General features: G+C 44.2%; 26 protein-coding genes. All 26 read right to left on the reverse strand.

All coding sequences use genetic code 11. The features are described 5' to 3' along the window. Window positions 1-21 precede the first annotated feature (21 nt). The 26 genes from recG to AC5SXE_RS09265 all read right to left on the reverse strand — a co-directional run bounded on the left by recG (window position 22) and on the right by AC5SXE_RS09265 (window position 26,008). Window positions 22-2,112 carry an ATP-dependent DNA helicase RecG gene (recG, locus tag AC5SXE_RS09140; RefSeq protein WP_332636318.1) on the reverse strand — a complete coding sequence of 697 codons (2,091 nt, stop codon included), beginning with the start codon at window positions 2,110-2,112 and terminating at the stop codon, window positions 22-24. After that, window positions 2,099-2,563, reverse strand: a complete 465-nt coding sequence (locus AC5SXE_RS09145; RefSeq protein ID WP_493917217.1) for a DivIVA domain-containing protein — start codon at window positions 2,561-2,563, stop codon at window positions 2,099-2,101. Before AC5SXE_RS09145 ends, recG begins: the two co-directional genes overlap by 14 nt. Continuing rightward, window positions 2,556-2,945, reverse strand: coding sequence for a cell division protein SepF (gene sepF, locus AC5SXE_RS09150; RefSeq protein WP_323720893.1), 390 nt, complete (start codon window positions 2,943-2,945; stop codon window positions 2,556-2,558). The genes AC5SXE_RS09145 and sepF overlap by 8 nt, the downstream gene beginning before the upstream one ends. 30 nt (window positions 2,946-2,975) lie before the next feature. Next, complete coding sequence (locus AC5SXE_RS09155; protein ID WP_493917218.1) at window positions 2,976-3,680, reverse strand: YggS family pyridoxal phosphate-dependent enzyme; 705 nt, start codon at window positions 3,678-3,680, stop codon at window positions 2,976-2,978. Further along, entirely contained in the window at window positions 3,674-4,519 is an 846-nt protein-coding gene (locus AC5SXE_RS09160) for a biotin/lipoyl attachment domain-containing protein (protein ID WP_493917219.1), read from the reverse strand. The genes AC5SXE_RS09155 and AC5SXE_RS09160 overlap by 7 nt, the downstream gene beginning before the upstream one ends. 103 nt (window positions 4,520-4,622) lie before the next feature. After that, window positions 4,623-6,842, reverse strand: coding sequence for a vitamin B12-dependent ribonucleotide reductase (locus AC5SXE_RS09165; RefSeq protein ID WP_493917220.1), 2,220 nt, complete (start codon window positions 6,840-6,842; stop codon window positions 4,623-4,625). Then, the gene (locus AC5SXE_RS09170) at window positions 6,843-7,541 is read right to left on the reverse strand and encodes an HAD family hydrolase (RefSeq protein ID WP_310848899.1); all 699 of its coding nucleotides are present in this window, start codon (window positions 7,539-7,541) and stop codon (window positions 6,843-6,845) included. A 34-nt stretch (window positions 7,542-7,575) separates the two neighbouring features. Further along, window positions 7,576-8,544, reverse strand: a complete 969-nt coding sequence (locus AC5SXE_RS09175; RefSeq protein WP_310848895.1) for a 2-hydroxyacid dehydrogenase — start codon at window positions 8,542-8,544, stop codon at window positions 7,576-7,578. After that, complete coding sequence (queD, locus tag AC5SXE_RS09180) at window positions 8,541-8,936, reverse strand: 6-carboxytetrahydropterin synthase QueD (RefSeq protein ID WP_310848892.1); 396 nt, start codon at window positions 8,934-8,936, stop codon at window positions 8,541-8,543. The genes AC5SXE_RS09175 and queD overlap by 4 nt, the downstream gene beginning before the upstream one ends. Continuing rightward, window positions 8,933-9,910 (reverse strand): DUF72 domain-containing protein, encoded by a 978-nt coding sequence (locus AC5SXE_RS09185; protein ID WP_310848890.1) that lies wholly within the window; start codon window positions 9,908-9,910, stop codon window positions 8,933-8,935. The genes queD and AC5SXE_RS09185 overlap by 4 nt, the downstream gene beginning before the upstream one ends. 97 nt (window positions 9,911-10,007) lie before the next feature. Next, window positions 10,008-11,351 (reverse strand): replicative DNA helicase, encoded by a 1,344-nt coding sequence (gene dnaB, locus AC5SXE_RS09190; RefSeq protein ID WP_310848888.1) that lies wholly within the window; start codon window positions 11,349-11,351, stop codon window positions 10,008-10,010. 5 nt (window positions 11,352-11,356) lie between these two features. Continuing rightward, complete coding sequence (gene rplI, locus AC5SXE_RS09195; protein ID WP_310848886.1) at window positions 11,357-11,800, reverse strand: 50S ribosomal protein L9; 444 nt, start codon at window positions 11,798-11,800, stop codon at window positions 11,357-11,359. Window positions 11,801-11,806: 6 nt separating this feature from the next. Beyond that, entirely contained in the window at window positions 11,807-12,763 is a 957-nt protein-coding gene (locus tag AC5SXE_RS09200; protein WP_310848884.1) for a YybS family protein, read from the reverse strand. A 74-nt stretch (window positions 12,764-12,837) separates the two neighbouring features. Beyond that, window positions 12,838-13,068 (reverse strand): 30S ribosomal protein S18, encoded by a 231-nt coding sequence (gene rpsR / locus AC5SXE_RS09205; protein WP_303883023.1) that lies wholly within the window; start codon window positions 13,066-13,068, stop codon window positions 12,838-12,840. A 25-nt stretch (window positions 13,069-13,093) separates the two neighbouring features. Then, window positions 13,094-13,567, reverse strand: a complete 474-nt coding sequence (locus tag AC5SXE_RS09210) for a single-stranded DNA-binding protein (protein ID WP_303883025.1) — start codon at window positions 13,565-13,567, stop codon at window positions 13,094-13,096. Between the two features lie 12 nt (window positions 13,568-13,579). Beyond that, on the reverse strand, window positions 13,580-13,864 hold the full coding sequence (gene rpsF / locus AC5SXE_RS09215; protein ID WP_310848879.1) for a 30S ribosomal protein S6: 285 nt from the start codon (window positions 13,862-13,864) through the stop codon (window positions 13,580-13,582). Between the two features lie 167 nt (window positions 13,865-14,031). Continuing rightward, window positions 14,032-14,328: a septum formation initiator family protein gene (locus tag AC5SXE_RS09220; protein ID WP_310848876.1), complete on the reverse strand. Its 297-nt coding sequence runs from the start codon at window positions 14,326-14,328 to the stop codon at window positions 14,032-14,034. Then, window positions 14,329-16,005 carry an arginine--tRNA ligase gene (argS, locus tag AC5SXE_RS09225; RefSeq protein ID WP_493917221.1) on the reverse strand — a complete coding sequence of 559 codons (1,677 nt, stop codon included), beginning with the start codon at window positions 16,003-16,005 and terminating at the stop codon, window positions 14,329-14,331. 19 nt (window positions 16,006-16,024) lie between these two features. Then, a complete protein-coding gene (locus AC5SXE_RS09230; RefSeq protein ID WP_493917222.1) occupies window positions 16,025-17,902 on the reverse strand; it encodes a hypothetical protein in 1,878 nt (625 codons plus the stop codon). A gap of 3 nt (window positions 17,903-17,905) precedes the next feature. After that, a complete protein-coding gene (secA, locus tag AC5SXE_RS09235; protein ID WP_493917223.1) occupies window positions 17,906-20,572 on the reverse strand; it encodes a preprotein translocase subunit SecA in 2,667 nt (888 codons plus the stop codon). A 202-nt stretch (window positions 20,573-20,774) separates the two neighbouring features. Beyond that, a complete protein-coding gene (locus AC5SXE_RS09240) occupies window positions 20,775-21,998 on the reverse strand; it encodes a M20 family metallo-hydrolase (RefSeq protein ID WP_493917224.1) in 1,224 nt (407 codons plus the stop codon). Between the two features lie 24 nt (window positions 21,999-22,022). Further along, entirely contained in the window at window positions 22,023-22,544 is a 522-nt protein-coding gene (gene pgsA, locus AC5SXE_RS09245; RefSeq protein ID WP_493917300.1) for a CDP-diacylglycerol--glycerol-3-phosphate 3-phosphatidyltransferase, read from the reverse strand. A gap of 46 nt (window positions 22,545-22,590) precedes the next feature. Continuing rightward, window positions 22,591-23,295 (reverse strand): ABC transporter ATP-binding protein, encoded by a 705-nt coding sequence (locus AC5SXE_RS09250; protein ID WP_323720880.1) that lies wholly within the window; start codon window positions 23,293-23,295, stop codon window positions 22,591-22,593. Beyond that, window positions 23,282-24,079, reverse strand: a complete 798-nt coding sequence (locus AC5SXE_RS09255; RefSeq protein WP_493917225.1) for an ABC transporter ATP-binding protein — start codon at window positions 24,077-24,079, stop codon at window positions 23,282-23,284. The genes AC5SXE_RS09250 and AC5SXE_RS09255 overlap by 14 nt, the downstream gene beginning before the upstream one ends. Continuing rightward, the gene (locus tag AC5SXE_RS09260) at window positions 24,072-25,115 is read right to left on the reverse strand and encodes a branched-chain amino acid ABC transporter permease (protein WP_323720878.1); all 1,044 of its coding nucleotides are present in this window, start codon (window positions 25,113-25,115) and stop codon (window positions 24,072-24,074) included. The genes AC5SXE_RS09255 and AC5SXE_RS09260 overlap by 8 nt, the downstream gene beginning before the upstream one ends. Further along, window positions 25,115-26,008: a branched-chain amino acid ABC transporter permease gene (locus tag AC5SXE_RS09265; RefSeq protein ID WP_310848861.1), complete on the reverse strand. Its 894-nt coding sequence runs from the start codon at window positions 26,006-26,008 to the stop codon at window positions 25,115-25,117. Before AC5SXE_RS09265 ends, AC5SXE_RS09260 begins: the two co-directional genes overlap by 1 nt.

Consider the following 26,008-nt stretch of genomic DNA (forward strand, 5'->3'; position numbering starts at 1 on the left):
CACTAATGAGCAAATATTATACTATGCTGTAAAGATCAGGGATAGGGCGTCGCCCAAAGACAACAGTAGCTTTTTTTTCAAATTTGGATATTGAAATAGGGTGGGATCAAGGCAAGTCAAATTTCGGGCTTCGGTGCGGGCTTTATGCAACAAGCCAACATCTTTTACGAGGTCTGCGACTTTAAAGTCCGTTATACCGTGCTGTCTGACTCCACAAAAAGCACCTGGCCCTCTCAGTTTTAAATCTTCCTCAGCTACTATAAAACCGTCATTGGTAGAACACAAGACCTTAAATCGCCTTCTAGCCTCAGGGGTAGGAGCTTCTCCCAATAAAAAGCAAAAGCCCTGACTTTTGCCGCGTCCTACTCTTCCTCTAAGCTGATGAAGCTGAGACAGACCAAATCTGTATGCGTCCTCTATTACAATTATGTTAGCGCTGGGCACGTCAATGCCCACTTCTATTACGTTGGTAGCCACAAGCAAATCTATCTCCTGGCGCACAAAGGCCTGGTAAGCTTCGTCCTTGTCAAAAACCTCCAAACGACCATGCAGCAAGCCTACCCTGAAGTTTGAAAACTCCTGACATAAAGACTTATAGCGTTCTTGCACGGAAGTCGCTTCTATGGATTCACTTTCATCTATCAAAGGACACACCCAATAGGCCTGATTGCCTGAGGATAATTTTGCTTTAATAAATTCGTAAAGAGCGGGCAATTTATTTTTTCTTATCCATTGGGTTCTAACCGGGTTCCTACCTGGAGGCAGTTCGTCAATTACGGACATGGAAAGGTCTCCGTACACGGTCAATGCCAACGTTCGCGGGATGGGAGTAGCAGTCATGACTAAAGTATGAGGATGTCTGCCCTTGTCCATCAGGGTTCGTCGTTGCAACACTCCAAAACGATGTTGTTCGTCGATCACTACCAAACCCAGCCTTTGGAATTCAACCCCTTCTTGAATTAAAGCGTGTGTCCCAATGACGATATGCGATCTTCCCTCGCAGATATCTTCGTACCTTTCTTTTCTCTCTTGAGGAGTTAGGGCGCTAGTCAATAAAGTAACATTTAGATCTAACCTAGACAACCAATTTACTATTTTGGTGTAATGCTGTTTGGCCAAAACCTCGGTCGGAACCATCATTGCAGCTTGATATCCGGCATCCACAGAGGCAAGCATCGCTGCCACCGCAACTACGGTTTTGCCCGAGCCTACATCTCCCTGAAGCAAACGATTCATAGGAACGCTTTTTGACACATCCTCCGCTATTTCCCGTAAAACCCTTTCTTGAGCACAAGTGAGTTTAAAGGTTAAACATTCTTTGATGAAAGCACTCTGTAGGGGACCGTGCCAAAGTAAAACTGGGGCATTAGTCTCCTTTTCCAATTGTTCCTTTTTCAAGGCCAACCCAAGCTGAAGAAGAAACAGCTCATCAAAAACGAGCCTTTTGCGACATAAGCCCCACTGCTTTTCGCTATCAGGATAATGATAACCCCAGATGGCTTCCTTGAGGGGCAATAACTCATTTCGTAGCAAAATCTCGGAGGGCATGAATTCTTCTACAAAGGGCAGATATTCTGAAAGTACCTCCCTTATTAAAAGCCTCAACCATCGCTGGCTCAATCCTTCTGTGAGGGGATAAACAGGCACAATCCGTCCCATTTCTTCTGAAGGCGCTTCTAAATCTATCACCTCAAATTCAGGATTTATTATCTGTAATAAACCGAAGTTTTCCTTAATCTTGCCATATAAAGCCACAACAGATCCAGGGGTAAGGATGTTTTCTAGCCTTTTCCTGTTAAACCAAATTGCCTGAGCTATTTCCGCTCCATCAGTAACTGTAGCTATTGTGAGATCTAAATTGCGTCTCCTAGTAGTCCTTTTTTCTACTCCCACGATTCTTACCAAAAGAGTAGCGAACGTGCCAGGCTTAAGCAACCCTATGGGCATTACGTTCCTTCTGTCTTCATAGCGACGGGGAAAGAAAAAAAGCAAATCCTCGATTGATCTTACCCCTAGTTTTAGCAAAAGGGAGGCCCTCTTGGGTCCTACCCCTTTTAAAAACCTAACGCTCTTGCCTAGGACGTTTTCTTCGGATGAGTTAACTTTCATCATCTGTCATTTCAGCCTCTATCATTTCAGCATATTTATTCAAAACTGCCCTAAATTCGGCAACAAAGGATATTTTGAGTTTTTTCATCCTCTCAATCTCGGCTTTATTCCTGTCCAAAGCTCGCGAAGCCTCCTTGAGCATCCTTTCGGCCCTGGCTTTTGCCTCAGCGACGATGGCTTCGGCTTCCCTTTTTGCGGCCTCTATCTTTTCATCTGCACTTTGCTGCGCCATGAGAAGGGCTTCCTGAAGGGACTCCCTTAAGTTTCTGTAATCCTCAAGCTGCCTTTCAAGGTTATGAATTTTGCGCTCCTGCTCGCCACATTTTTCTGCATAAAAGTGCAAACTCTCTGCAACCAAATCCAAGAAGTCATCCACCTCGATAGGATCGTATCCTCGCAAAGATCTCTTAAAATCTTTATTTATGACGTCAAGTGCCGACAAAACTTCACTCATGGTTTTGGGCCACCTCTTTTTCCTCCTCCCATAAATCGATGAGGCTTCTATTAGGCGAAGCCAAAAAGACCGCTGGCGCTACCCTCATGACAACACCTCTCATAGCATAAGCCACACCGCAAATGAAATCGAGGGCGCTCTGTCCTTCGGCTTTATCGACGTTGCGCAAGTCAACTATAATGATCTTACCGTTATGTAAAGCTTCTGCCAAATCTTCCCTTCGTTCCGCACACATGTAACCCTTACAAAACACCAATGCAGCCTGCTTGGCACGTGATTGTGGGATGCGATCAACATCTTCATATGATTCTAGGCCTTCCTCTTGCAAATTCTCCTCTTTTTGCACTGTGATGCCCAACAGTGCCAGGAGTCGTTCAAGCATTCCCCTCTCTCCTCCTAAAGTAAACTTTATTTAATTTCCCCTAGGACCAAATATGGCACGACCTAAACGCACCATAGTGCTTCCTTCCGCGATCGCCATCTCGAAGTCATCGCTCATGCCCATGGATAATTCGGGAAGCTCTACGCCAAGATCCTCTTCCAATTCTTCCTTTAGGCGGCGAAGCAGAGCGAAAGACGATCTTATCCTTTTTTTCTCGTCCGTCAAAGGACCTATCCCCATCAATCCGATTAATTTTAAATGTGGACAACAACCCGAAATATGCTCCGCCAAAGCACGGGCATGGTCTGGCTCAACGCCATACTTCGAGGCTTCGCCAGATATCTTTACTTCGATAAGCACAGGCATAGTCTTTCCCAACAACACTAATCGCTGCTCTAAAATATCTGTCAGATTAGCGCTATCGATACTTTGTATGACATCGAACAATTGAACGGCAAACTTAGCTTTTTTGCGTTGCAAATGACCAATCATATGCCAAGTAGTGCTTAAGCTTTTAGGCCATTTTTCTTTCTTTTTTCTAGCTTCCTGGACTCTGTTTTCGCCAATTCCATCGATGTATCCAGTCTCTACAGCCTGAATCATCGCTTCCAAAGGTTGACCTTTTGTGGCTGCGATTATCTTTATTTGATCAGGATCTCTGCCGATGCTTGCTGCAGCTTTAGCGATTTTATACTTCACTATTTCGATATTATTATATACATCTGCGCTTACCATAGAAAGACCCTCCCCTCTCTAGCCTTATCACCGTTCAATATCACGATCTCGCCAGGAAGCAAACCCTCTTCTACGAAGTACATATTGCCTTCCATGGGAATGCCTTTTATTTCCTTAAAAGCTGCCAAACCTTTAGAGACTACATATACTCCTTGCTTGCCTTTCTTGAGAATCACGCTTTCTTCGGGAAGGAGCACCCCGTGCCTTCTGCCTTCGTATATCATGAAGTTTAATTTGCGATCAATCGTCAAATGAGCAGGAAAATACGGCGTCAAGGCAATGTTAACCCTTGCCTTCAATCCTAAAATTTCCTTCGCAAGCACTTCAACCCTAAAGGGAACGTCCATTTCATCAAGTCGTATCCACAGAAAATTTTTCTGCAGATTTTCTTTCACCTTGGGCGTCAAATACACATAGAAGACACAGCGTAACGCCTGGGGTAAGGGAATAACTTTTCCGATGAGTGTCCCCTTTTGCACGTTAACTCCTTGTGGCACAGTCCTTGCCTTTACCGCTTTGGGCAAATTGTCGTAATCCAACCAAACCCTGGCAAAGTTCCAATTTCCTTCTTCTCCGTCCAGCGCCGGAACAAAATAACCAGCCTTTGGCGCCCAAACTACCTTTCGTTCATCGCCTTCTATGACAGCAATGGCCTCGCTTTTAGCTACTCTGGCCACCTTTCCGCCGTTAACAAATTTAAGGACGCCCTTTACCGGCGAGCTAACTGCCTCTTCCTGCCACAACAACCAACCTTCTACGGGAAATTCATCAACGTGCAGGGCGGGCTTTGCTATAACCACATTAGGATGCTTAAAACGGTGATGGTTTTGCCAAGCCAAAAAGAAAAACACCGCTAATGAGACAAGCACTACACACCATATGGCATAAATGATTTGAGCGAAACCTTTGTTCTCTTTCATCTCCGTGTATATTTACATATGCCTAATCACATTTACAGTAATCGCAACTGATGCATCGTTCACACCCTTCTGCGTGAATTAAGGGAGCACCACAAACGGGACACATATCTCCTCTTTCTTGCACTTCCACCAATTTGCCCAAAGCCTTTTCCAATCCCCTCGCTATTGCGTCAGGCAAGCTCAAAATCAAGGAATCACCTTCAAGAAAAGGAGTGCTTCCTCCTATTCCTTTTAATTGTTTTATTATCTCGTCTATGGGTATGCCACTTCTTAGCGCCAAAGAAATTAACCTTCCCAAAGCCTCTGTATGCGCTTGCGTATCTTTACCAGACTTCCCCAAAGTAGCAAATACTTCAAAGGGCTGTCCATCGATAAAGTTCAAAGTAAGATAGAGATTGCCATAGCTTGTCCCAATTTTAACGGTCTTTCCCGAAAGCACAGGAGGGCGTTTCTTGGGCTTAACATAGCTTTGCTCAACTACACTCATTACGGCAATTTTATCGCTTTCTTTTCCTGTTTCTTGCTTGGCACCTACGTAGAGCACTTGGTCTTCCTTGCACCTGTCCCTAAAAATTGTTATTCCCTTGCAACCAAGCTCGTATGCCAACAAAAAAGATTTTTTTACATCCTCTATAGAAGCATCGTGAGGTAAGTTTATGGTTTTACTCACCGCATTATCGGTAAACTCCTGAAAAGCTGCCTGCATCCTTACGTGCCATTCAGGGACGATGTCGTGCGCTGTTACAAAAACTTTTTTTATGTCTTCGGGTAAATCCAAATCCCTTAGGGACCCCTTTGTCAATATCTCCTCGATCAGCTCTTCAGTATATAATCCCTCTTCTTTAATGGCATCGAGCAGAATTTCATTGACGTAAGTCAAGCTAGCACTTCCACCAAAGGCCTTTCGTTTATAAGCAAGAGCAAAGACTGGTTCTATGCCACTTGACACCTCGGCAATGAGCGAGATGGTCCCTGTGGGCGCAATGGTGGTAACTGTGGCGTTTCTCATTAGAAGGCCGCTTTCTTCCCACTTGCTTCCCTTCCATGCAGGGAAGGGGCCCCTTTCTTCCGCAAGTTTTGAACTTTCTTCATGTCCGATTTTGCTTATAAAGCACATCACTTGACGAGCGAACTCCAATGCATCCTCGCTATCGTAAGGAATGCGAGCCTTGAAAAGCACGTCAGCCCAACCCATAACGCCTAATCCAATTTTCCTTGTAGCTTTAGTCCTATCGGCAATCTCTTTTATTGGGAATTGGTTTATCTCGATCACGTCATCCAAAAAACGAACAGCCATTCGAGTAGTTTGTTCTAGTTTATTCCAATCAATTTCTCGATTTGATGAAATCATGTTTGATAAGTTAATGCTTCCTAAATTACAAGATTCGAAGGGTAAAAGTGGCTGCTCGCCACAGGGATTGGTGGCGATAATGGGACCTAAATGAGGGGTAGGGTTTGAAGCTTCGATTTTATCTAGAAAAATCATTCCGGGATCCCCCGTCTTCCAGGCCATTTCGCAGATAAGATCGAATAAATACCGAGCCTTTATTCTATCCACTACTTCTCTCGTTCGCGGATTTACGAGATCCCAATCTCCGTCGTTTAAAATAGCTCGCATAAACTTTTGAGTGGCGCCTATCGAAATGTTGAAATTTCTTAACTTACCTTCTTCTACCTTAGCCTTGATGAATTTAACCACATCGGGATGATCAGCATTTAATATCCCCATGTTGGCACCGCGCCTCATCCCACCTTGTTTTACTACATCAGTAGTGTGATCAAAAAGTTCCATGAAAGAAACAGGGCCAGAAGCGACGCCTTTAGTGCTTTTTACAATATCACCATAAGGACGAAGTGACGAAAAATTAAACCCCGTCCCTCCGCCAGATTTATGAACCAAGGCGGTATACTTAAGAGCGTCAAATATCTCTTCCATGCTATCGCCGATGGGCAGGACAAAACAAGCCGACAATTGCCCTGCGGGTGTCCCAGCATTCATCAACGTGGGAGAATTGGGCAAAAAATCAAGTCTTGCCATCATTTCGAAAAACCTTTCGGCCCACTCTTTTTCTGCTCCTTCGTCACCAAAGGACCTTTCGGCCTTTGCAACGGCACGTGCCACCCGCCATAACATATCCTCGGGCGTTTCCATGAGATTTCCTTTTTCATCTTTTAATAAATATCTACGCTCTAAAACCTTGATCGCATTTTGCGAAAAAGAAGGCCTCATTTGTTCAGACATTTACAGATCACCCTCCTGCGATGCATGCTTACCACGTAGTTTCATCGCGTTCGCCTGGAGAATCGTGTTATCTAAAAATATTTTCAGTACATCATTTACGCTTGACAAGACCAGAAAAGCCCCGGCTTCCATGAGCTCCTCCTCGCTAGATGGTCCGGTAGTCAATCCTATGCCAACTATACCTGCATTTTTTGCGGTGAGCATATCGATAACAGTGTCTCCCACATAAGCCACTTGGTCGCGGTCAACTCCTAAGCTTTCAATTGCCTCTAAAAGGATGTGGGGTTCGGGCTTAGGTATATTTACCTCTTCTAATCCCAAAACTAGATCGAAATACTCTCCCAAACCTAGATAGTCAATGGCCTTTTTAACACTTCTTCTATTTGATGTGATTGCAAGCTTCAATCCCATGTACCTTAAAGCTTTTAAAGTTTCAGGCACGCCAGGAAAAGGTCTCATTTTCTCATATTCCAAGGGTCTGCATTCCCTTGAGTAGATGTCCAACCACTCTGGCTTTGCCCCCTGCCACAAAACAGATAAAGATTTCTCCATGGGCAAGCCAATCGTGGCCAACACCTCATCGTAACTGACCTTTCGTAATCCCATTATTTCGGCAAAGCGGTTCATAGCATAAGCTATGGCACGGCTCGTATCAACTAAAGTCATGTCAAAATCAAATATAATCGCCTTTATCTCCACAAAAAACACCTCCGCTTCAAGTTCAAAGTAAAAGTCATGTGGCTTTTCGGATCGAATTAATATTGACGCAAGAAATAGGAAGTTCTCCCTTTGACAACCTATCCACGTTGCTTGCAATAAAAGCAGGTATACCCTTAAGGGTTTCATCGTTAGTTCCACCAATGTGAGGCGTTACGTAAAAGTTGGGCAACTTCAATAAAGAATCGCTTGGGTCAGGAGGCTCCTCCCAGAAAACGTCAAATCCACATCCGGCAATTTTGCGCTCCTTCAAAGCCCTTTCCAGGGCCCTTTTTTGTACTATGTCCGCACGTGCGACATTTACCAAAAAGGCGTTCTCGTCCATGCTCTCAAGCACTTCTTCGCCGATTAGCCCCTTGGTCTCGGGAGTCAAGGCCAAAGTTACAACCACAAATCGGCACCCTTTTACAGCGGCACTTAAATCATCAAGGCTAAAAAATTGAGTTAACGGCAAAGAATCAAATTCCATCTTCCGTGATCTATTCACTCCCACTAAGTTCACCTCAAAGGCACTTAAGCGCCTCGCCAAGACCATGCCGACGTTACCCAACCCAACTATGGAAATTCGCTTACGCCAAAGCGTCAAGCCCCTTGGCGAAAACATCTTGCCCCTTTGCAAATTCTCTTGCGATTTATTGTAACCTTTGGCCAAAAGCAGCATATGCAAAATGGCCACTTCGGCAACCCCTTCAGCATTACCTGTGTTAATGGAAGGAACGTTGCAAACGAAAACACCATTCGCCGAACAAGCTCCGATGTCGATGCCTTCAACGCCAACTCCCCATTGACAAACCATCTTCAAGTTTTGCGCAAGAGAAAGCATTTCAGCGGTAAAAGGCTCCGTACCTTTTATGAGAACTTCAGCCCATCGAAGAGGCCTCGGGTCCTCGAGGATATTGACATAGCGAACCTCGTGACCCCTAAAAAGAGGTTCTATTATTTCCTTGAGGCGCTCAAAACTCGTGTTAGAAAAAAGCACCTTCATGATAGAGCCTCTAAACGGTTGCAAAAGTTCTTGAAGTCCGTTTCATCGATGAGAACGGAGCTTTTAGGACTTTCCCATACTTGAACGTGCTTCAATGCACGCACACCATCATTTATAAAAGGCGAAATTTCTCTCCAAATCCAAAGAGCTATGTACTCCGCCGACGGCTGTCTTATAATATCGTTGAGACAGGCATGGTCCAGCTTAGATAATATTTTCTCCTGAATGAGTTCCTTCAACTCAACAAAATCCATGACCATGCCCTCTTCATCGGGGGCCCCTTCGATATAGATGGCCCCTCTATAGGTATGTCCATGTAATTTCTCGCATTTGCCATGATAATCGGGTAAATAATGTGCGGCATCAAAGGTAAACTCTCGCTTTAATATCACCTCAACTCCCTCCCTTTTATCTCGTCATCTTCAGCTTCTTTTAAAGCCCCAAGCAAGCTAATTTGTAGCGGCAAAGCATCATCTTTTGTCAACCCAAACAATCTTTTCATCGAAAGGGCATTTTGAACTGCGTAATCTTTATAGCAATTATTGAACATTATAAATACCCTTTTGGGCAAAGTCATGTTCAATGCAAGGTCTCTCCACGCTTCCAACTCTTTTAGGGTATACTTATACTTGTATTTCTCTTGAACTGTAGCCCCCTTACTCCATCCTGCCGCATTTCTTCCGTGGAATCTAACTATGCTTCCCCAAGAAGCGGTTACATACCAATCATTAGGTATCGTCCACGACAACGCAGGTTCATCGACAGCCACATAGGCCATATTTTCTTCTGTCAGTAAACCCAAGAACCTATCTTTCGCCTTTTCACTGAACCATGAAACATGCCTTACCTCTATGGCGATATGATAGGATGGAAGCATCTCGCGTATCCTTTTCATGTATACAAGCCATCGCTCATCGAACCTCGTGTATGGAGAAAACTGAAATAAGACGTAACCTAATCTATTCGTCGATTTCAGGATAGAAAGCAAAGATCTATATTCTTCAAGTAATTGCCTTCTAGTCTTTTTATCCAGATCCTTTAAAGTAACGCGCATTGTTTTTTCGTCAAGTTTCGCCCTGCACCAAGGCGGCAGGTTCCTCGTTGAAACAAAATGGTTTGTAAAAAGCGCGTGCGCTTTGACGTTGAACAAAAATTCCGGCGGCGTTGCAGCTATCCAAGAATAAATTGCCGATGGATCGGGCAAGGCATAAAAGAAGCTATCTGCTTCTACTGTGTCAAAAAATGAGGAATAATACCGCAATCTTTCCCTGCCCTTTTGGCAATTCTTGGGATACCACTCGCTGGAAAGAAGTGACCTGTCAGCCCAAGAGCAGGTGCCAATCCTAAAATCTACATCCAACTTCATAATCCTCTTTATTCCCTCCGCCTCGAGCCATGTCCAATTTGCAAATTTACACAAAAGAGAAGGCCCGAAATAAATTAGTTTCCTAGGGATTATTTAATTACTTAGGCAAGTTCCAGGAGGCAAGATTTTCAAATCGCGTATATTCCTTGAAGAAAAGCAACTGAACCGTTCCAGTGGGACCATTTCTATGTTTTGCAATTATTAGATCCGCAATATTATCGTCACTTTCGTTTTCATTGTAATAACCCTTCCTGTAAAGAAAAACCACCAAATCTGCATCTTGTTCTATAGCACCGCTATCCCTGAGATCTGCAAGTTGAGGTTTTTTTACCTGTCTTTGCTCAACAGCACGAGACAGCTGAGAAAGTGCCAGAACAGACACGTTTAATTCCCTTGCTACACCTTTTAGTGATTTTGATATTTCAGCGACTTCCTGTTGCTTGTTTTCCACCCTTCTCGATAAGCTCATCAATTGAAGGTAGTCGACAATTATCAGTCCCAAATTTGGATATTGCGCTTTAAATCTCCTAGCCCTAGCGCGAAGATCTAAAGTGGACAGAAAAGAGCTATCGTCAATGTAGATCGGAGCTTCATTCAACGTGCCGGCGGCTTTAACAAGCTCATCCCAGGCACCCTCCGGAAAAACCCCAGTTCGCATATCATGAATGTTAACTTTGGCTTCAGACCCGAGCAACCGCAGTAAAAGCTGTTCAGCCCCCATCTCCAAGCTAAATATCAATACGGGAGTTTTCTGTGCTATGGCCACATGCTGCGCTATGTTCAAGGCCAAGGCGGTCTTTCCCATGGAGGGGCGAGCGGCTAGAATGGCCAAAGATCCTGGATGAAACCCTCCCGTGATCCGATCAAAGTCAATATAACCTGAAGGAATTCCGGTAACAACCTTGCCCTGACTAAATTGTTTTTCTAAATCTTTGAAGGATGCCTTTAATATCTCTCCTATCTTTTTAAATACTACCAAATTACCGCGAGTTGCGACGTCGAAGACAGCCCTTTCGGCCTCATCCAAAATTTCTTCAAACTCCACCTCTTCTGAGTAACCTAATTTTGTAATATAAGTGCCAACTTGAATCATCTTTCTATGTACAGACTTATCTCTTACAATGCGAGCATGATATTCCACGTTTGCAGTTGTAGGAACTGTATCTATCAAAGAAGCGATGAACGATTGCCCTCCCAATCTATCGAGGAAGCCTCGGTTTTTTGCCTCCTCTATAAAGGTTAGGGGATCCACCGCTTTGTCTTTTTTAAGCATCTCTGAAATAATTTCATATGACAGTTGATGCATAGCATCGTAGAAATCATCTTTTCGCAACGTCTCGACCACATATAAAGCAGCATCTTTATCGAGCAAGCAAGATCCCAGCACTGCCCTTTCGGCATCGAGATTATGTGGCATTACCCTGTCAATTTCTTGGTTCAAGCTTTTCACGCCTCCACTTTTAACTTCATTTCCACTTCAACATTTGTGTGAAGTTTTATCTTTATGGGATAAAGACCCAGCTCTTTAATGGGTTCTTCCATTTTTATAAGCCTTTTATCCACTTCAACTCCCAACTGCTCTAAAATAGCCTCGCTGATGTGGGCATTGGTAACACTTCCAAATAACTTTCCCTTTTCCCCTGCGCTAACGCGTATAGTTACTTGCTTGCCTTGAAGTAGTTTTGATTTTTCGCGCGCCTCCTCTTCCATCTTTTGCGCTCGTCTCTCCTCAACTTTTTTAATTTCCTCTAGCTTTTTAATTTTACCGGGCGTTGCTTCCTCAGCTAGACCACGAGGTATCAAATAGTTTCTCGCGTAACCATCAGCAACCTTTACGAGATCCCCTCTCTTTCCCAATTTATCAACATCCTGCTTCAAAATTACCTGCAAATCAGATCACCTCCAAAATTTTGACCGAAGATCCACTAAAATGTCCAAAAAACCTAACATTATCACAGCCATAGAGAGGATCGGAACAAATATAATCATTACCACGACTAAAATGCCGACCCATCTTTTCATGTTATCTTTTGATAATTTCGATAATAAATACCAAACAGTCGCCAAACCTTGAATCAAAAAGATCATCATTGAAATAACCCTTAAGTTTAAGCCCACTACATATAACACACCAATATTATTACCGCTGCGGCCAAAAAAAGAAAGAACAAGGGCAATGAAAAAAGCGAACAAGGTGCTCTTAGGAAAACGCCACTCGCCGAAAGGAGGCATCCCGGGCAAGAAAACTATCCTGAACCTTCGGGCAATTTTCTCGCTAATAACATAACTTATGACGCAATCCAAAAAGGAGGCAGCCATTAAAATGGCTGGCAAGATATGTACCATTATTCTACTCATGGTCTCAAACTGCATCCTCATTGTCTCTAAAAAAGCTTCTCCATGACTGCCAGAAAGCACGCCCATGACATTATTGAAAGATTCCATAAGGGTGTCGGGATCAATTGCGAAGGGGTTCATGCCTGTCAGCAATTTTACTAAAGCCATGAGGACAAGTTTGCAAGAAAGAGAAATCAAAAAGCCATAGGACAAAATATCGGACACCTTTTCAAAGCGCCTCCCCAAAACGCCAAGTGATACACCCATCAAGGCAAACCCGAAAAGAAAAAAGAACCCTCCTAACAATCCCAGGACGAATGTTGTAAGGACAAAAGCTACGAAGGCTCCTGTAAAGGCATTTTGAACGGGCTCCTTAAGTCCTAGTATTACCAGCGGCACGGGACAAAAAAAAGATATTATAATTCCGATGACCGGCAAAAAATGACTCGCCAGAAACAGGACGACAGAAAGCGCGACTAGTAACGATGTTTCTACCATGGTTCGAGTACTTTTCATCTAAATACCTCCCGGTAAAAAAAGGGGAGAGAACATCCTCTCCCCAAATCGTTGCCAGTTTGATAGTTTATAAACTACTCTACCGTGAACGGCAAAAGCGCCATGAACCTGGCCCTTTTAATGGCCCTAGCAAGTTGTCTCTGGTGTTTGGCACAGTTTCCCGTCACCCTATGGGGCAAAATCTTTCCCCTCTCGGTCAAAAATTTCTTAAGCTGTTCAACGTTTTTGTAATCCACGTATTCTATCTTATTCGCACAAAAACTGCACACCTTAGGACGACGTCTTCGACGTCTAAACTCCGCCATGCACAATAACCTCCCTTTTCAAAAACTAAAATGGGATATCAGCCTCTTCCCCTTCATCTTCCATCTCAGATATATCCGTGGGAAATTCATCGGGGAATTCATCCCTTAAGCTTCCAATGGTCGATGCAGGCTCCGGAAATGCCCTATAATCTTGCGATTCGCGAGATCCACCGCTTAAAAAGATGACGTTTTGCGCCACAACCTCCGTGACCCATCGCCTCTCGCCGACTTTAGTTTCATAGCTTCTAACCTGTAACCTTCCCTCAACTAATACAGGACGCCCTTTATGCAAATACTTCTCGCAATTTTCAGCTTGATTGCCCCACACGACTACGGGGATGAAGTCGGTACGCTCCTGCTGATTGCCATCGTGATCTCTCCAACTGCGTCCCACAGCTACAGTGAGCCTTGCCACTGCCTGTTTGGAGGCAGTATACCTTATCTCGGGATCGCGAGCAAGGTTCCCCATCAGTATTATTCTATTGTATCCTCGCGCCATTTTTATCTTCTCCTACTTCTCATCAAGACGTACTATCAAATGCCTCAAAACAGAATCGCGCAACTTCAATAACCGGTCCACCTCGCCTATATAGGAAGGCTCCAAGTTGAAATCGAGCAAGGCGTAATACCCTTCTATTTGCTTGTTAATAGGGTATGCCAGTCTTCTTTTTCCCCAGATATCAGCCTTGAGAAATTCTCCTCCTAAGCTTTTGATAATCTCAGAAATTTCATCGACCTGAACTTTTACTTCCTCAGTATCGGGATGAATAAGCACCATCAACTCATAGGGTCGCATATCACCAACACCTCCTCCCTTTGGCCTTTAAGATCCCCTCGCTATGAAGGGGATAGGGACACCAACGAAAAAGCATTATAAACAGAAACGCCATATTTAACAAGATCCATACTTCAGGTTTTTTATGTTATATGCATCAAGTATGTGTCAATTTTGATTGATAGGGATCATTCTTTGTTTTCCTCAGGCGTATAGTACTCCAAAATATAGATCTTCTCGCCCGGTAGGACAAGGTTAAATTCCTGGCGCGCCAACCTGGCTATTCCCTCAGCCGTATTATAGTAAGCTATCTTTTCGCTTTTATCCTCAATATCTAATCTTAATTGGACCAAAATTCGAACCCGTTCATCGATACAATTCGAGAGTTCGTTTAGCTTTTTCACCTCTCGGATATAGCCATTGAATAACATTAAAAACACTATTATTGAAAAAAGCGATATGACTATCCACCTTAGCCTCGGCATTTACATCACTTCTGGGGCGTTTATTTTCAGTAAATGCAATATGTTAAGTAAGACCACCTTAACAGCACGGACTAAAGTCAACCTTGCGTTAGTCAAAGAGTTTTCCTCCCCCAAAACCCTGTTAGCGTTGTAGAAAGAATGAAAGGCCTTGGCCAAATCGTACACGTAGTATATGAGTATGTGAGGAGCGAGATCGTTTGCCGCCTTTTTTATCTCTTCAGGAAATCTGGCTAGACACTTTATAAGTGCCTTCTCTTCTTCAGTACTAAGCATGGAAAGTTCAACCTTTTCGGGATCAACTACAGCAACACCCCTGGAAGCTGCCTCCTTGAATATGCTGTGTATCCTTGCACTAGCATATTGTACATAATATACAGGGTTATCGGTTGACGCGCTCTTAGCAAGATCTATATCGAAATCCAGGTGAGAATCGCACTTCCTCATTAAGAAGAAATACCGCATCGCGTCTACGCCTACTTCGTCCATCATTTCTCTCAAGGTAACAAACTGCCCGGCTCTCGTTGACATGGGCACCAACTTCCCGCCCTTGATCAAACTAACAAATTGTATAAGAAGGATTTGCAAGGCATCGGGAGACTTGCCAAGCGCCTGAACGGCCGCCTTCATGCGAGGCACGTATCCATGATGATCGGCGCCCCATACATCTATGACGAGATCAAAACCCCTATCGAATTTATCCTTATGATATGCCACATCGGATGCAAAGTAGGTAGGTTCCCCGTTAGATTTAATCAATACCCTATCTTTTTCGTCACCAAACAACGTCGATTTATACCATAGAGCTCCATCCTTTTCGTAAGCAAGCCCTCTTCTTTTTAAAAAATCCACCATTTCATCGATGAGACCCCGCTCATGTAAGGATTTTTCGGAAAACCATACGTCAAAGTTAACGCGAAAATCTTCCAAATCCTTTTTAATTTCATTTAATATAACCTCTAGGGCGTAATCTCTAAAGTAATCAAGGGTCTCTTCAGTAGGAAGGCTAAAAAATTTATCTCCTTCTTCTGCAATGATCTCTTCAGCAATTTCGTAGATATAGTCACCTTTATAGCCATCCTCGGGAAAAGGCGCATGCTCTGGCTTTCCTAGCAACTCAAAATATCGCGATTGAACGGATCTGCCCAAGATCTTGGTTTGGAGTCCTACGTCATTAATGTAATATTCCCTTTCCACGTACCACCCGGCAAAGGACAATATGCTCGCCGTTGCATCACCAACCGCAGCACCCCTACCGTGACCTATGTGTAAAGGTCCCGTGGGGTTAGCGCTCACAAACTCTACTTGGGCTTTTTTACCCCTGCCAATGTTGGACTTTCCATAATCAGGACCTTTTGCAAGGATATCTTTGATGACACCCGTTAGCCACGCATCGGATAGGAAGAAATTTATAAAGCCCGGTCCTGCTACCTCTACCTTTTCTACATACTCGCTTTGCCCTAAATGCGCCTTTATGATCTCAGCTGCATCCCTTGGCTTCATACCCCACTGACGAGCTATCAACATTGCCACGTTAGTAGCATAATCGCCTTGACCTTCTCGACGAGGTCTTTCGAGAATTATCTCAAGTCCTTCCGGAAAAACCAAGTCTTTGTTCCTTACAGCCGAATTTATGGCATCCGATAAAAGATCTTTTATATGAGATTCCATGTCAATCATCACATCAATCAACCCTCCGTCATCTTCTGCGAATGGGAACAGTTCTATTGCTCCATTGTTGCAACACTTTAAGGCCTGCGTGCAAAGTAGAGAGTGCCTCTTCTTCCAAAGAGGATTCCTCCACCAAGAAGCGCCACCTTGCATCAACAATTCTACCACGACTTTTCTCGTCAATAGATTGTTCCCACCGTATTTTTCCATCCGATTTAGATGACAGGTAAGGCAGCGAAAAGGCTTCATATCCTGAAGGCAATTTGATTGTCACGAACCCTTCTAATAAAAAGGGAAAGCGTAATTTTGCTCCAACATCGAGCCCTCTTAAAGCCCTTAAACTATCAAACGAAATCGATGGCAACATCAAAAGCATTTGGTTACCGCTTGTGATTCCCAACATCCCTGTAACAGGATATATGATGGTTAACCCGTTTGGTTTTTCTAAGACTTCCCCTTCTTTCCACTTTACATCCACTTGAGGGGGATAAAGATGGGTAACGGACGACATGTCCAAAGAATAACCTTGGCAACCAAATATAACGTAAGGCCATCCTCCGCTTAACATTAATTCAAGGGTTCCTTGTACTTCTCCAGTATCGGCTAGTTCTAAATTCCATCTCGCCCTTAATCGATGATCGGCGATGTTCCCACGGTCTAATTGCCTGAGCTTTACGTCCATTCCATCGTATAAGCAGACTGTTTTTCCCCATAAAGCATCGGGCATAAGGCCTGTTTCTTCCCTCAAAGATCCACCAAAATCATAGAACTTGTAAGAACCGCTACCAGGTGATCTTGCCTCAAATATTGGTCGTGAAATCATATGCGGGGTGCCGGGGACATTCTCGTTTTTGTTCGGTACAAAGAGGGGCAACCAGTTGATCCGCACATCCCATCCCGCCAAAGAAAGCCAATGAGCTAGCAAGACATTTCTTTCCCACAAAGTCCATGGCCCCTCCTTAGGTATCTCTTCAGCGCTTCTTCTTATCTTCCAAATACTAGAGTTGCCCAGGAGTAGCTGCTTATTTTTAGCCCACTGCAAAATTTCTAGGCCACTTTTTGATTTGTCTTTCTTCTCCAGAATTTTCTTTACGTCCTCGGGCATTACAGTTTTAAGGCTATTTGCCCAGTCTTCTAACGGCTTTATCGCATTGAGCCAACCGTTTCGCATGCTAAATGATAGCAAATTGCTATTTTCTACTTCCAAGGCAAATTCGCTTGCGGGGAATCGGTTTACAAATTCCCATAGATAGGTATCCTCTACACCTTGCACGAGGCCAGGAGCCATATGGTTGTTCTTGGTAGTAGCCCAAACAAGCGAAGAATCATGTGGCACGCTCACGCTTACAATAGTTCTCCATTGAGGAAGGTCAAGATCTATGGGGACCACGTCATCTACATTCCATCTGCCGGGAAATTCTTTCAGGTAGCAAAGCGAAAAAACGTGAGGAATATCCATAGGAGGAACATCGATTTCAAGCCACGATAAGCCTCGATGATCAACCGTAATAGAAGAAAGAGTCTTGATCAGTTTAAAGTCTATTGGATCATAAATCGCGGCTTCTTTAAGCTCTACCCCTTCGTCGCCGACTAAGGGAATTATCCACTTGCCCCAACTTTCTGGCAAAGGCGATTCCGAGTATATAAGCCACCTTGAAGTTTTAACCAAAGTGCCATCGGCAAGCATTTTATATGTATGACTTCTATGCCATACCATTGCCTTAACATTTTTCCCATATGCGGTCAAGGGGGGCGATTGCTGAACGTACTTTCGTATCAGCGCCAAAGTATCTTCTTCCTCGGCAAAAACTGAAGATATCCCTAAAAGCAACAAAAGACAGGCAACAAAAGGCAAAACAGCGGCCTTAAGAAACGATCCCCCCTTGAAGTTTCCCATCCTTTGCATGGTTTACGCATCCCCTCCGCAGCAGTATTTGTACTTTTTTCCGCTTCCACAGGGGCAAGGCGCATTACGCCCAACTTTATGAACTCGTCTCGGGGTATGGCTGGATTCCGCCTTTTTGTCAGAGCCGTGCTCGCGGGCAGAAGCGACTAAGGCAATGTCCCTACCTTCTCGCAAGGAAGCAAGAGGCCTGCTCTCTTCGGGCACAACAGAGACCCTTAAAGCTAACCTCGCTACACCTTCGCGAATGCTTCCCAACATCTGCTGAAATAGATTGTAGGATTCAAATTGATACTCTAACAAGGGGTCCTTCTGTCCTAACGCCCTCAGCCCGATACCCCTGCGCAGCTCATCCATAGCGAGCAAGTGTTCTTTCCAATGGACATCAATAACGCGCAACAAAATCATTTTGAATATCCCGTTCGCCGCTTCCGGACCCAATTCCTTGAGCTTTGCGTCAAATCCTTCTCTCAAAAGCGCTATCATCTTTTCTCGTGCTTCGGGTAAAAGTGAGCGATCGTCCACTTTGGACAAGCATTCAGCAATTTTAGCGCCGAATATGGTCTTGACCTTTAAAAAGGCACCCCTGGGATCTGCTTCTTTATCGTCAGGGAAATACGCCTCTAGTATCCCGTTCAAGGCGTCCGTTATAATCTGCCAAGTGTGTTCGATCAAATCCTCGGCTAAAAGGATGTTCTTTCTTTCCTCATAAATAGCTGTTCTCTGTTGATTCATCACGCTATCGTATTGCAGTAATTGCTTCCTTATGTCGAAATGATATTGCTCAACCTTTTTCTGAGCTGATTCTATGGCTTTGCTTAAAAGGGGATGATCTATGGACTCCCCTTCCTTCATTCCCAGCTTTTCCATAATGCCTTGTATCTTATCTGACCCAAAGAGGCGAAGCAAATCATCTTCCAAGGAAAGATAAAACCTGGATGAGCCCGGATCCCCCTGACGACCGCTACGTCCTCTTAGCTGATTATCGATCCTTCTGGACTCGTGCCTTTCAGTGCCTACAACGTGAAGACCGCCCAAAGAGACTACTTTTTCGTGTTCCTTGTCGCATAATCTCTTAAATTCTTTTAAGATAGCCTCGTAGTCCTCTTCGTCTTTCTCTATGTCAATGCCCTTTTTTTGTGCTTCCTCCAGTGCAAGAAATTCCGGGTTGCCACCAAGCAATATATCGGTACCCCTTCCTGCCATGTTGGTGGCCACCGTCACAGCGCCAACGCGTCCTGCTTGGGCAATTATCTTCGCTTCCTTTTCATGATATTTTGCATTTAAGACTTGATGTGGTATATGGCGTGCAGCAAGAAGCCTGCTTAACTTTTCGGAATCTTCTATTGAAGTAGTCCCCACCAATACTGGCTGTTGACTTTCATGACATTCTTTTATTTCATCCGCCACAGACGCAAATTTTTCTCGTTTTGTCCTGTAAATTACGTCAGGGAAATCACAACGAATCATCGGCTTATGGGTTGGGATAACCACTACTTCCAATCCATATATCTCCTTAAACTCTTCTGCCTCCGTAGCGGCAGTACCAGTCATGCCTGCCAACTTATCGTACATCCTAAAGTAATTTTGCAAAGTGATGGTGGCAAGGGTTTGATTTTCCTTGCCAATGGTAACACCTTCTTTGGCCTCGATTGCTTGATGCAATCCATCGGAATATCGGCGTCCGTACATTAATCTACCCGTAAATTCGTCTACTATTATTACCTCTCCATCTTTTACAACATAATCCACATCTCGTTTAAATAGATGTCTTGCCTTAAGTGCTTGCACTATTTTATGAAGTAATTCAGAGGTTTCAACCTCTGCATAGATATCATCAATCCCTAGTATCTTTTCACAATGCCTTATTCCAGCCTCGGTCAAAGCAGCATTTTTTTCCTTTTCGTCTATCTCAAAGTCCTCATTTAAAGTCAAAGATCTCGCAATTTTATCAGCAAGCTTATAAGGTTCAACCGATTCCTCAGATGGACCAGATATTATAAGTGGGGTTCGAGCTTCATCGATCAAAATGGAATCAACTTCGTCCACTATTGTGTAATGATGGCCCCTTTGCACCAACTGCGTGGGTGAAATAATCATGTTGTCCCTTAAATAGTCAAAACCAAATTCGCTATTAGTGCCATAAGTGACGTCGGCCTCGTAGGCCTTTTTTCTTTCATCGATGCTCATGAAGGGATAAATCACGCCTACAGATAAACCTAGAAAGCGGTAAACCCTTCCCATCCACTCGGCATCACGTTTAGCCAAATAATCATTCACCGTTACTACGTGTACACCCTTTCCTGTCAAAGCATTTAGCACGACAGGCATCGTGGCAACTAGGGTTTTCCCTTCCCCTGTCTTCATTTCGGCAATTTTCCCTTCGTGCAAAGCTATGGCACCCATGACTTGCACGTCAAAATGTCGCATGCCCAAGCTCCGCTTTGCAGCTTCTCTCACTATGGCAAATACGTCACACATAACTTCGTCCAAGGATTGTCCATTTTCGACGACTTCATGGCGTATTCTCTGGACTTCTCTTGCCAAGTCCTCATCGCTTAAAACAGCAATGTCATCTTCCAAGGCATTAACTTTATTTACAACCTCTGTATATCTTTTTAACATTCTTTCATTTGTATCTAATCCCAAAATCTTTTTTAACCCATCAAACATACCTTTCACCTCATAAAACACTGAATATCCAAAAATCAACGACTTCTAATATTCTTATAATCCAAAAACGCAAAGAAGGGGATCCGCCTTTTGACTTAAGGAACAAACCCCCTTTTATTTATCGCATAATCCGTCCTCACCTTGATGTTTCCCGAACAAATCAATCAGTTGTTTTTATTTCTTTATATACAAATATACAAGATTACAGACCTTGGAGCATAAGACGAGCGAAGACTTTTGCCTCATTTATCATATGTTCTATTACTGCGTACTCGTTGGGCATATGAGCTGTATCGGCTTCCTGAGCCCATACAGCTGCTGGAATTTCTCGAGCTCTAAAAAATGCCGCACAGGTACCTCCGCCAATGCCACCAACGACGGGGCCCACTCCTAAAACTTCTTTGACAGTTTTTTTCAACAAACGTACGACTGGTGCATCGGAATTTGTGGGAGGCGCAGCGTCATTTCTTTGCAAAATTTCGTATTCTATAAGCGCTCCGCTCTCATTTGCTTTGCGTCTGCATATTTCATCGATAACTTTTAGCACATCATCTAAAAGCACACCTGGAAGAATGCGACAGTCAAAGGCAAAAACTTCTTTTCCAGGAACTGTGTTGATATTGGCAACGTTGGGCTCCCTTTTTGTGGGTTCAAAAGTTGAAAGGGAAGGTATAAAAATGTCATCTTTATCGGGAAAAGCAGAATGTAACGCCTGGTCCAAATCCACCGAAAGTTCGTTTGCTATCCTGCAGGCATTCAATCCCTCATTGGGCTTGCTTGCATGAACCTGTTTGCCGAAGACCCGAACATTAAACCACAAGATTGACTTCTCGGCAATCTCAATAAAGTCTCCTATTTCAGTTCCACCATCAGGCACTACTACCAAATCTTGCGGTGAAAACAGGCCGTTTTTTAAAAGATATTGAATGCCGTGAAGGCTTCCCGTTTCTTCGTCAGCTACAAAACAAAGACACGTTTCCCTAGCAGGCGGTAAATCTAACTTTTTAAGGGCATAAGCAGCAAAAATAGAGGCGACGATTTCCTGCCCGTTGTCATTGGCCCCGCGACCATATACCTTGCCTTCTTTAACTACTGGGGAAAAGGGGTCAGTTTTCCATAAGGACCTATCCCCTTCTGGCACCACGTCCATATGCGTGACTATCCAAAGGCGTTGAGTTGTGCTGCCCGGCATCCGGACCACAATGTTTGGCCTCAAGCCTCCTTCTGCCCTGGGATCGCTTGCATCAAAACGTTCCGGATGCCCGATCCCCAATTTCCTGATACATTGGCTCAGGAAGGCTGCCTTCTCTGCCTCCCCCCTACCGCCGCTTTCGGGTGAAATTGCAGGCACCGACACCAAATCGCAAAGCAGCTGAACCATAGCCTCTTCCAGGGAATCCAAAAGATCCGTCATGTTTTCCTCCAACAAATGCGTCCCCCTTTGCCGCCGTCACTTAATAAGAAACTCTTTGCCCTTTATCAAGTAATCCATCCCAGACCAAATCGTCAAAATCATGGCGATCCACATCATGACCATGCCACCAGAGATCTCGAACATCATCATAAAGATGGCGATAATTTGGCTAACTGTTTTGGCCTTACCGCCCTTTGATGCCGCAATTACCTCGCCCTCAGCAGCCGCTAGCATTCGCAATCCTGTTACGATGAACTCCCTTGAAACGATGACAACTACTATCCAGGCTGGTAACCTTTGAAGCTCCACCAAGGCAACCAAGGCAGCTGTGACCAAAATCTTGTCTGCCAAAGGATCTATGAACTTGCCTAAATTAGTGACCATGCCGTGCTTTCTTGCGATATATCCATCGGCCATGTCGGTAAATGCAGCTATGATAAACACAATTCCTGCTAGTACGTCGCCATGCTTTATTCCTATACTTAAAAAAACTAGCATCAGTGGGACCAAAAAGACTCTCGAGAGGCTCAATGCATTAGGAAGATTCACGCTACCCATCTTAGTTGCGCCCTCCTTTGATGACTTCTCGTCGCAAATAGGTTCGTTACACACCGAGATAAGCCTCCCTCACCTGCGGATTTCTTATCAACTCTTCCCCCGAACCTTCAAGGACGATCTCGCCCACTTCTAAGACGTAAGCATAATGAGTAAGGTTAAGGGCAGCAAAAGCGTTCTGCTCGACGAGAAGTATGGTCTTTCCTTGCGCATTTATCTTCTTTATTATATCAAATACTTCTTTTACCAAGATTGGCGCAAGTCCCAAAGATGGTTCATCCATCATTATAAGTTTCGGATCACTCATAAGTGCCCTGCCAAGAGCGAGCATCTGCTGCTCGCCTCCAGATAAAGTTCCCCCTTTCTGCCACGACCTTTCCTTCAGCCGCGGAAAAAGCTCAAAAACTTGCTCCAAATCCCTTTTTATTCCCTCGTCATCTTTTCTTAGATATGCACCGAGCATCAAGTTCTCCATGACAGTGAGATTTGGGAAAATCTTTCTACCCTCAGGGACCAATACAATTCCGCTTTCTACGATTTTTTCGGGAGGCAGTTTTGAAATATCCACGTCATTGAAAGTTATGTTCCCGCTTTTCTGTTTAATCAAACCGGCTATGGATCTTAAAGTACTACTTTTGCCAGCTCCGTTCGCTCCAATCAAGGTAACGATAGCTCCATCTGCCACTTCAATGGAAATGCCCTTTATGGCGTGAATGCCTCCGTAATAAACGTGAAGGTCTTTAACTATTAACATAACGAGCGTACTCCTCTCCCAAATAAGCTTCAATAACCCTTTCGTTGGATTGAATAAAGGAAGGAGGACCTTCCGCAATTAAAATGCCATAATCTAAGACCCATATATGCTCGCATATTCCCATCACCACGCGCATGTCATGTTCAATGAGCATTATAGTTAAGCCAAAAACATCCCTAATCTCTTTGATAAACTCCATCAATTCGCGGGTTTCTCTTGGGTTCATCCCCGCCGCCGGCTCATCCAGCAAGAGCATTTCCGGGTCAGTTGCCATGGCACGTGCTATTTCCAAACGCCTTTGTTGACCGTAAGGAAGGGAGGTTGCCACTTCGTCGGCCAGGTGCTCTAGCCCAACCTTACGTAATAAATCCATGGCTTTGTCTTTAATCATGCGCTCCTTTTTAAGAGTGGAGGGTAGCAATAACGGCGGCTCCCACCACTTTACGGGCATCCTTACGTTGCAAGCTACCATCACGTTTTGAAGCACCGTCTCGTTGACAAACAACCTGATGTTTTGAAAAGTACGCGCGATTCCTAAGGAACACACCTCATGGGGTTGTTTGCCGGATATATCCATTCCCCTAAATAGGATCTTGCCGGCAGTGGGTTGATAAAACCCGGTTATCACATTGAAAACCGTAGTCTTTCCAGCACCATTTGGCCCTATGAGACCTACTATGCTGCCTTTAGGGACCTCAAGGGAAAGATCATTGACGGCCGTCAACCCACCGAATTTCATAGTTAGACCTTCCAACTTCAAGGTAGAACCAATGGAATCATTCATGTCCTTTAAACCTCCCCAGGTAGCCAAAAAGGTCATCCCACGTCAGCTCCCTCATGCCCATTATGCCTTCGCGCCTGAAAAGTATTATGAATATCAAGGCTAGCGAGAAGATGACCATCCTCATGCCGGGTATCCCAGGGATATGGATGGGCCCCAGATTCATAGGACTTTCAACTATCCTAAGCCACTCCAACAATATAGTAATTACAGCGCTTGCTATGCATGTGCCAGTTATGGATCCAAGCCCTCCAGCTACCACCATCATGAGGACATTAAAGGTTAAGGTAAACATGTACATTTTCGGATCTATGGTTGTTATAAAGCTTGCCTGTAATGCTCCACCGATACCCGCAAGAAAAGAGCCCATGGCAAAAGCTTCGATCTTATATCTGAAGACGTTGATCCCCATAGCTTTCGCAGCCATTTCGTCATCCCTTATTGCCTTTAGCGCATTACCGTAATTGCTGTTAACTAGTCTAATCATCATATATAGTACGACGAAGAGAAAACCATAATTCCACCATAGATTTGCATAAGGCGGAATTCCCTTCAAACCCAAGGCTCCATTTGTTATGCTTGGAATATTATTAGCCACTACCCTAACTATCTCGGCGAAACCCATGGTAGCTATTCCAAGATAATCACCGCCAAGCCTAAGAATGGGAATCCCGATCAATACTGCAAAGATCGCAGCTATGGCACCTCCCAAAAGAACTGCAGCCAAAAAGGGCGCTTGCAATACCGAAAAAGGCCACCTTAGAGGCTGCAATATGAAAATCATCTCCTTTTGCAGTGGCGGTAATATTAAAAGTGCACATGTGTAGGCTCCTATGGCCATAAAGCCCGCGTGCCCTAAAGAAAACATGCCTCCGAATCCATAGATCAAATTAAGGCCTAAAGCTAATATTGTATTTATAGCTATTAAATTTATAATTTGAATCTGATATCCGGAAAGATGTCCCTCGGCCCACCACAAAAATAGGCCAAACACCGCAACGGCTAAAAGATTTAATATATAGTTACGCGATAATGACATTATACCTTCTCCTCCAATCGTTCTCCCATAATGCCGGTTGGTCTTAAAAGCAACAAGAAAATGAGAAGGATAAAGGCAAAAGCATCTTTGAACCCTGATAAATTAGGGAAAAAAGCCACTATCATTATTTCAATGAAGCCAAGGAACATGCCCCCAATCACAGCTCCCTGAATAGAACCTATGCCTCCCACAACTGCGGCGATGAAGGCCTTAAATCCGGGAATCATTCCCATCATGGGATGAACCTGAGGATATCTTAAAGACCACATGATGCCCGAAGCTGCAGCCAGGGCCGAACCAATCATGAAGGTTATGGCTATAATTTGGTCTACCGAGACACCCATTAAACGACTCGTCTCGATATCCTTGGAAATCGCCCGCATGGCAAGTCCTGGTTTAGTCTTATAAACCACGTAAAGAACCACTAACATCAAAACGAAGGATATTAATGGCACCACAAGAGTTAGAGGCAAAAAATGAACGCCATGCACAAATAAAGGCGTTACCAACCAGTCGGGGCGATAAACTGGACGTGGTATGGCCGAGAACACTACGATGGCAAAGTTTTGCAAGAAAAAGGAAACACCTATAGCGCTAATCAGGGCAGAAATCCTCGGAGCATCCCTTAAGGGTTTATAGGCGCACCTGTCCACCAAAACCCCACAAAAGGCCGTGGCTATTATGGCAACCGGAACGGCTGCCACCCATGGCAGATGGAAAAGAGTTGTCCCCCAGAAGACGAAATAGGCTCCCAACATGAAAATTTCGCCATGGGCGAAATTTATCAACCTCAATATTCCATATACCATCGAATAGCCTATGGCGATCAAGGCATACAAACTTCCCAGGGTAATCGCGTTCAGAAAATGTTGTATAAACATCTGATACGACAT

The organism is Acetomicrobium sp. (assembly GCF_059026225.1).

Excerpts from the sequence above, each read along its gene's own strand:
- recG (WP_332636318.1), bottom strand. The coding sequence starts at position 2,112 with ATGATGAAAGTTAACTCATCCGAAGAAAACGTCCTAGGCAAGAGCGTT.
- AC5SXE_RS09145 (WP_493917217.1), bottom strand. The coding sequence starts at position 2,563 with ATGAGTGAAGTTTTGTCGGCACTTGACGTCATAAATAAAGATTTTAAG.
- sepF (WP_323720893.1), bottom strand. The coding sequence starts at position 2,945 with ATGCTTGAACGACTCCTGGCACTGTTGGGCATCACAGTGCAAAAAGAG.
- AC5SXE_RS09155 (WP_493917218.1), bottom strand. The coding sequence starts at position 3,680 with ATGGTAAGCGCAGATGTATATAATAATATCGAAATAGTGAAGTATAAA.
- AC5SXE_RS09165 (WP_493917220.1), bottom strand. The coding sequence starts at position 6,842 with ATGTCTGAACAAATGAGGCCTTCTTTTTCGCAAAATGCGATCAAGGTT.
- AC5SXE_RS09175 (WP_310848895.1), bottom strand. The coding sequence starts at position 8,544 with ATGAAGGTGCTTTTTTCTAACACGAGTTTTGAGCGCCTCAAGGAAATA.
- AC5SXE_RS09185 (WP_310848890.1), bottom strand. The coding sequence starts at position 9,910 with ATGAAGTTGGATGTAGATTTTAGGATTGGCACCTGCTCTTGGGCTGAC.
- AC5SXE_RS09200 (WP_310848884.1), bottom strand. The coding sequence starts at position 12,763 with ATGAAAAGTACTCGAACCATGGTAGAAACATCGTTACTAGTCGCGCTT.
- rpsR (WP_303883023.1), bottom strand. The coding sequence starts at position 13,068 with ATGGCGGAGTTTAGACGTCGAAGACGTCGTCCTAAGGTGTGCAGTTTT.
- AC5SXE_RS09210 (WP_303883025.1), bottom strand. The coding sequence starts at position 13,567 with ATGGCGCGAGGATACAATAGAATAATACTGATGGGGAACCTTGCTCGC.
- rpsF (WP_310848879.1), bottom strand. The coding sequence starts at position 13,864 with ATGCGACCCTATGAGTTGATGGTGCTTATTCATCCCGATACTGAGGAA.
- AC5SXE_RS09220 (WP_310848876.1), bottom strand. The coding sequence starts at position 14,328 with ATGCCGAGGCTAAGGTGGATAGTCATATCGCTTTTTTCAATAATAGTG.
- argS (WP_493917221.1), bottom strand. The coding sequence starts at position 16,005 with ATGATTGACATGGAATCTCATATAAAAGATCTTTTATCGGATGCCATA.
- AC5SXE_RS09230 (WP_493917222.1), bottom strand. The coding sequence starts at position 17,902 with ATGCAAAGGATGGGAAACTTCAAGGGGGGATCGTTTCTTAAGGCCGCT.
- secA (WP_493917223.1), bottom strand. The coding sequence starts at position 20,572 with ATGTTTGATGGGTTAAAAAAGATTTTGGGATTAGATACAAATGAAAGA.
- pgsA (WP_493917300.1), bottom strand. The coding sequence starts at position 22,544 with ATGGGTAGCGTGAATCTTCCTAATGCATTGAGCCTCTCGAGAGTCTTT.
- AC5SXE_RS09250 (WP_323720880.1), bottom strand. The coding sequence starts at position 23,295 with ATGTTAATAGTTAAAGACCTTCACGTTTATTACGGAGGCATTCACGCC.
- AC5SXE_RS09255 (WP_493917225.1), bottom strand. The coding sequence starts at position 24,079 with ATGAATGATTCCATTGGTTCTACCTTGAAGTTGGAAGGTCTAACTATG.
- AC5SXE_RS09260 (WP_323720878.1), bottom strand. The coding sequence starts at position 25,115 with ATGTCATTATCGCGTAACTATATATTAAATCTTTTAGCCGTTGCGGTG.
- AC5SXE_RS09265 (WP_310848861.1), bottom strand. The coding sequence starts at position 26,008 with ATGTCGTATCAGATGTTTATACAACATTTTCTGAACGCGATTACCCTG.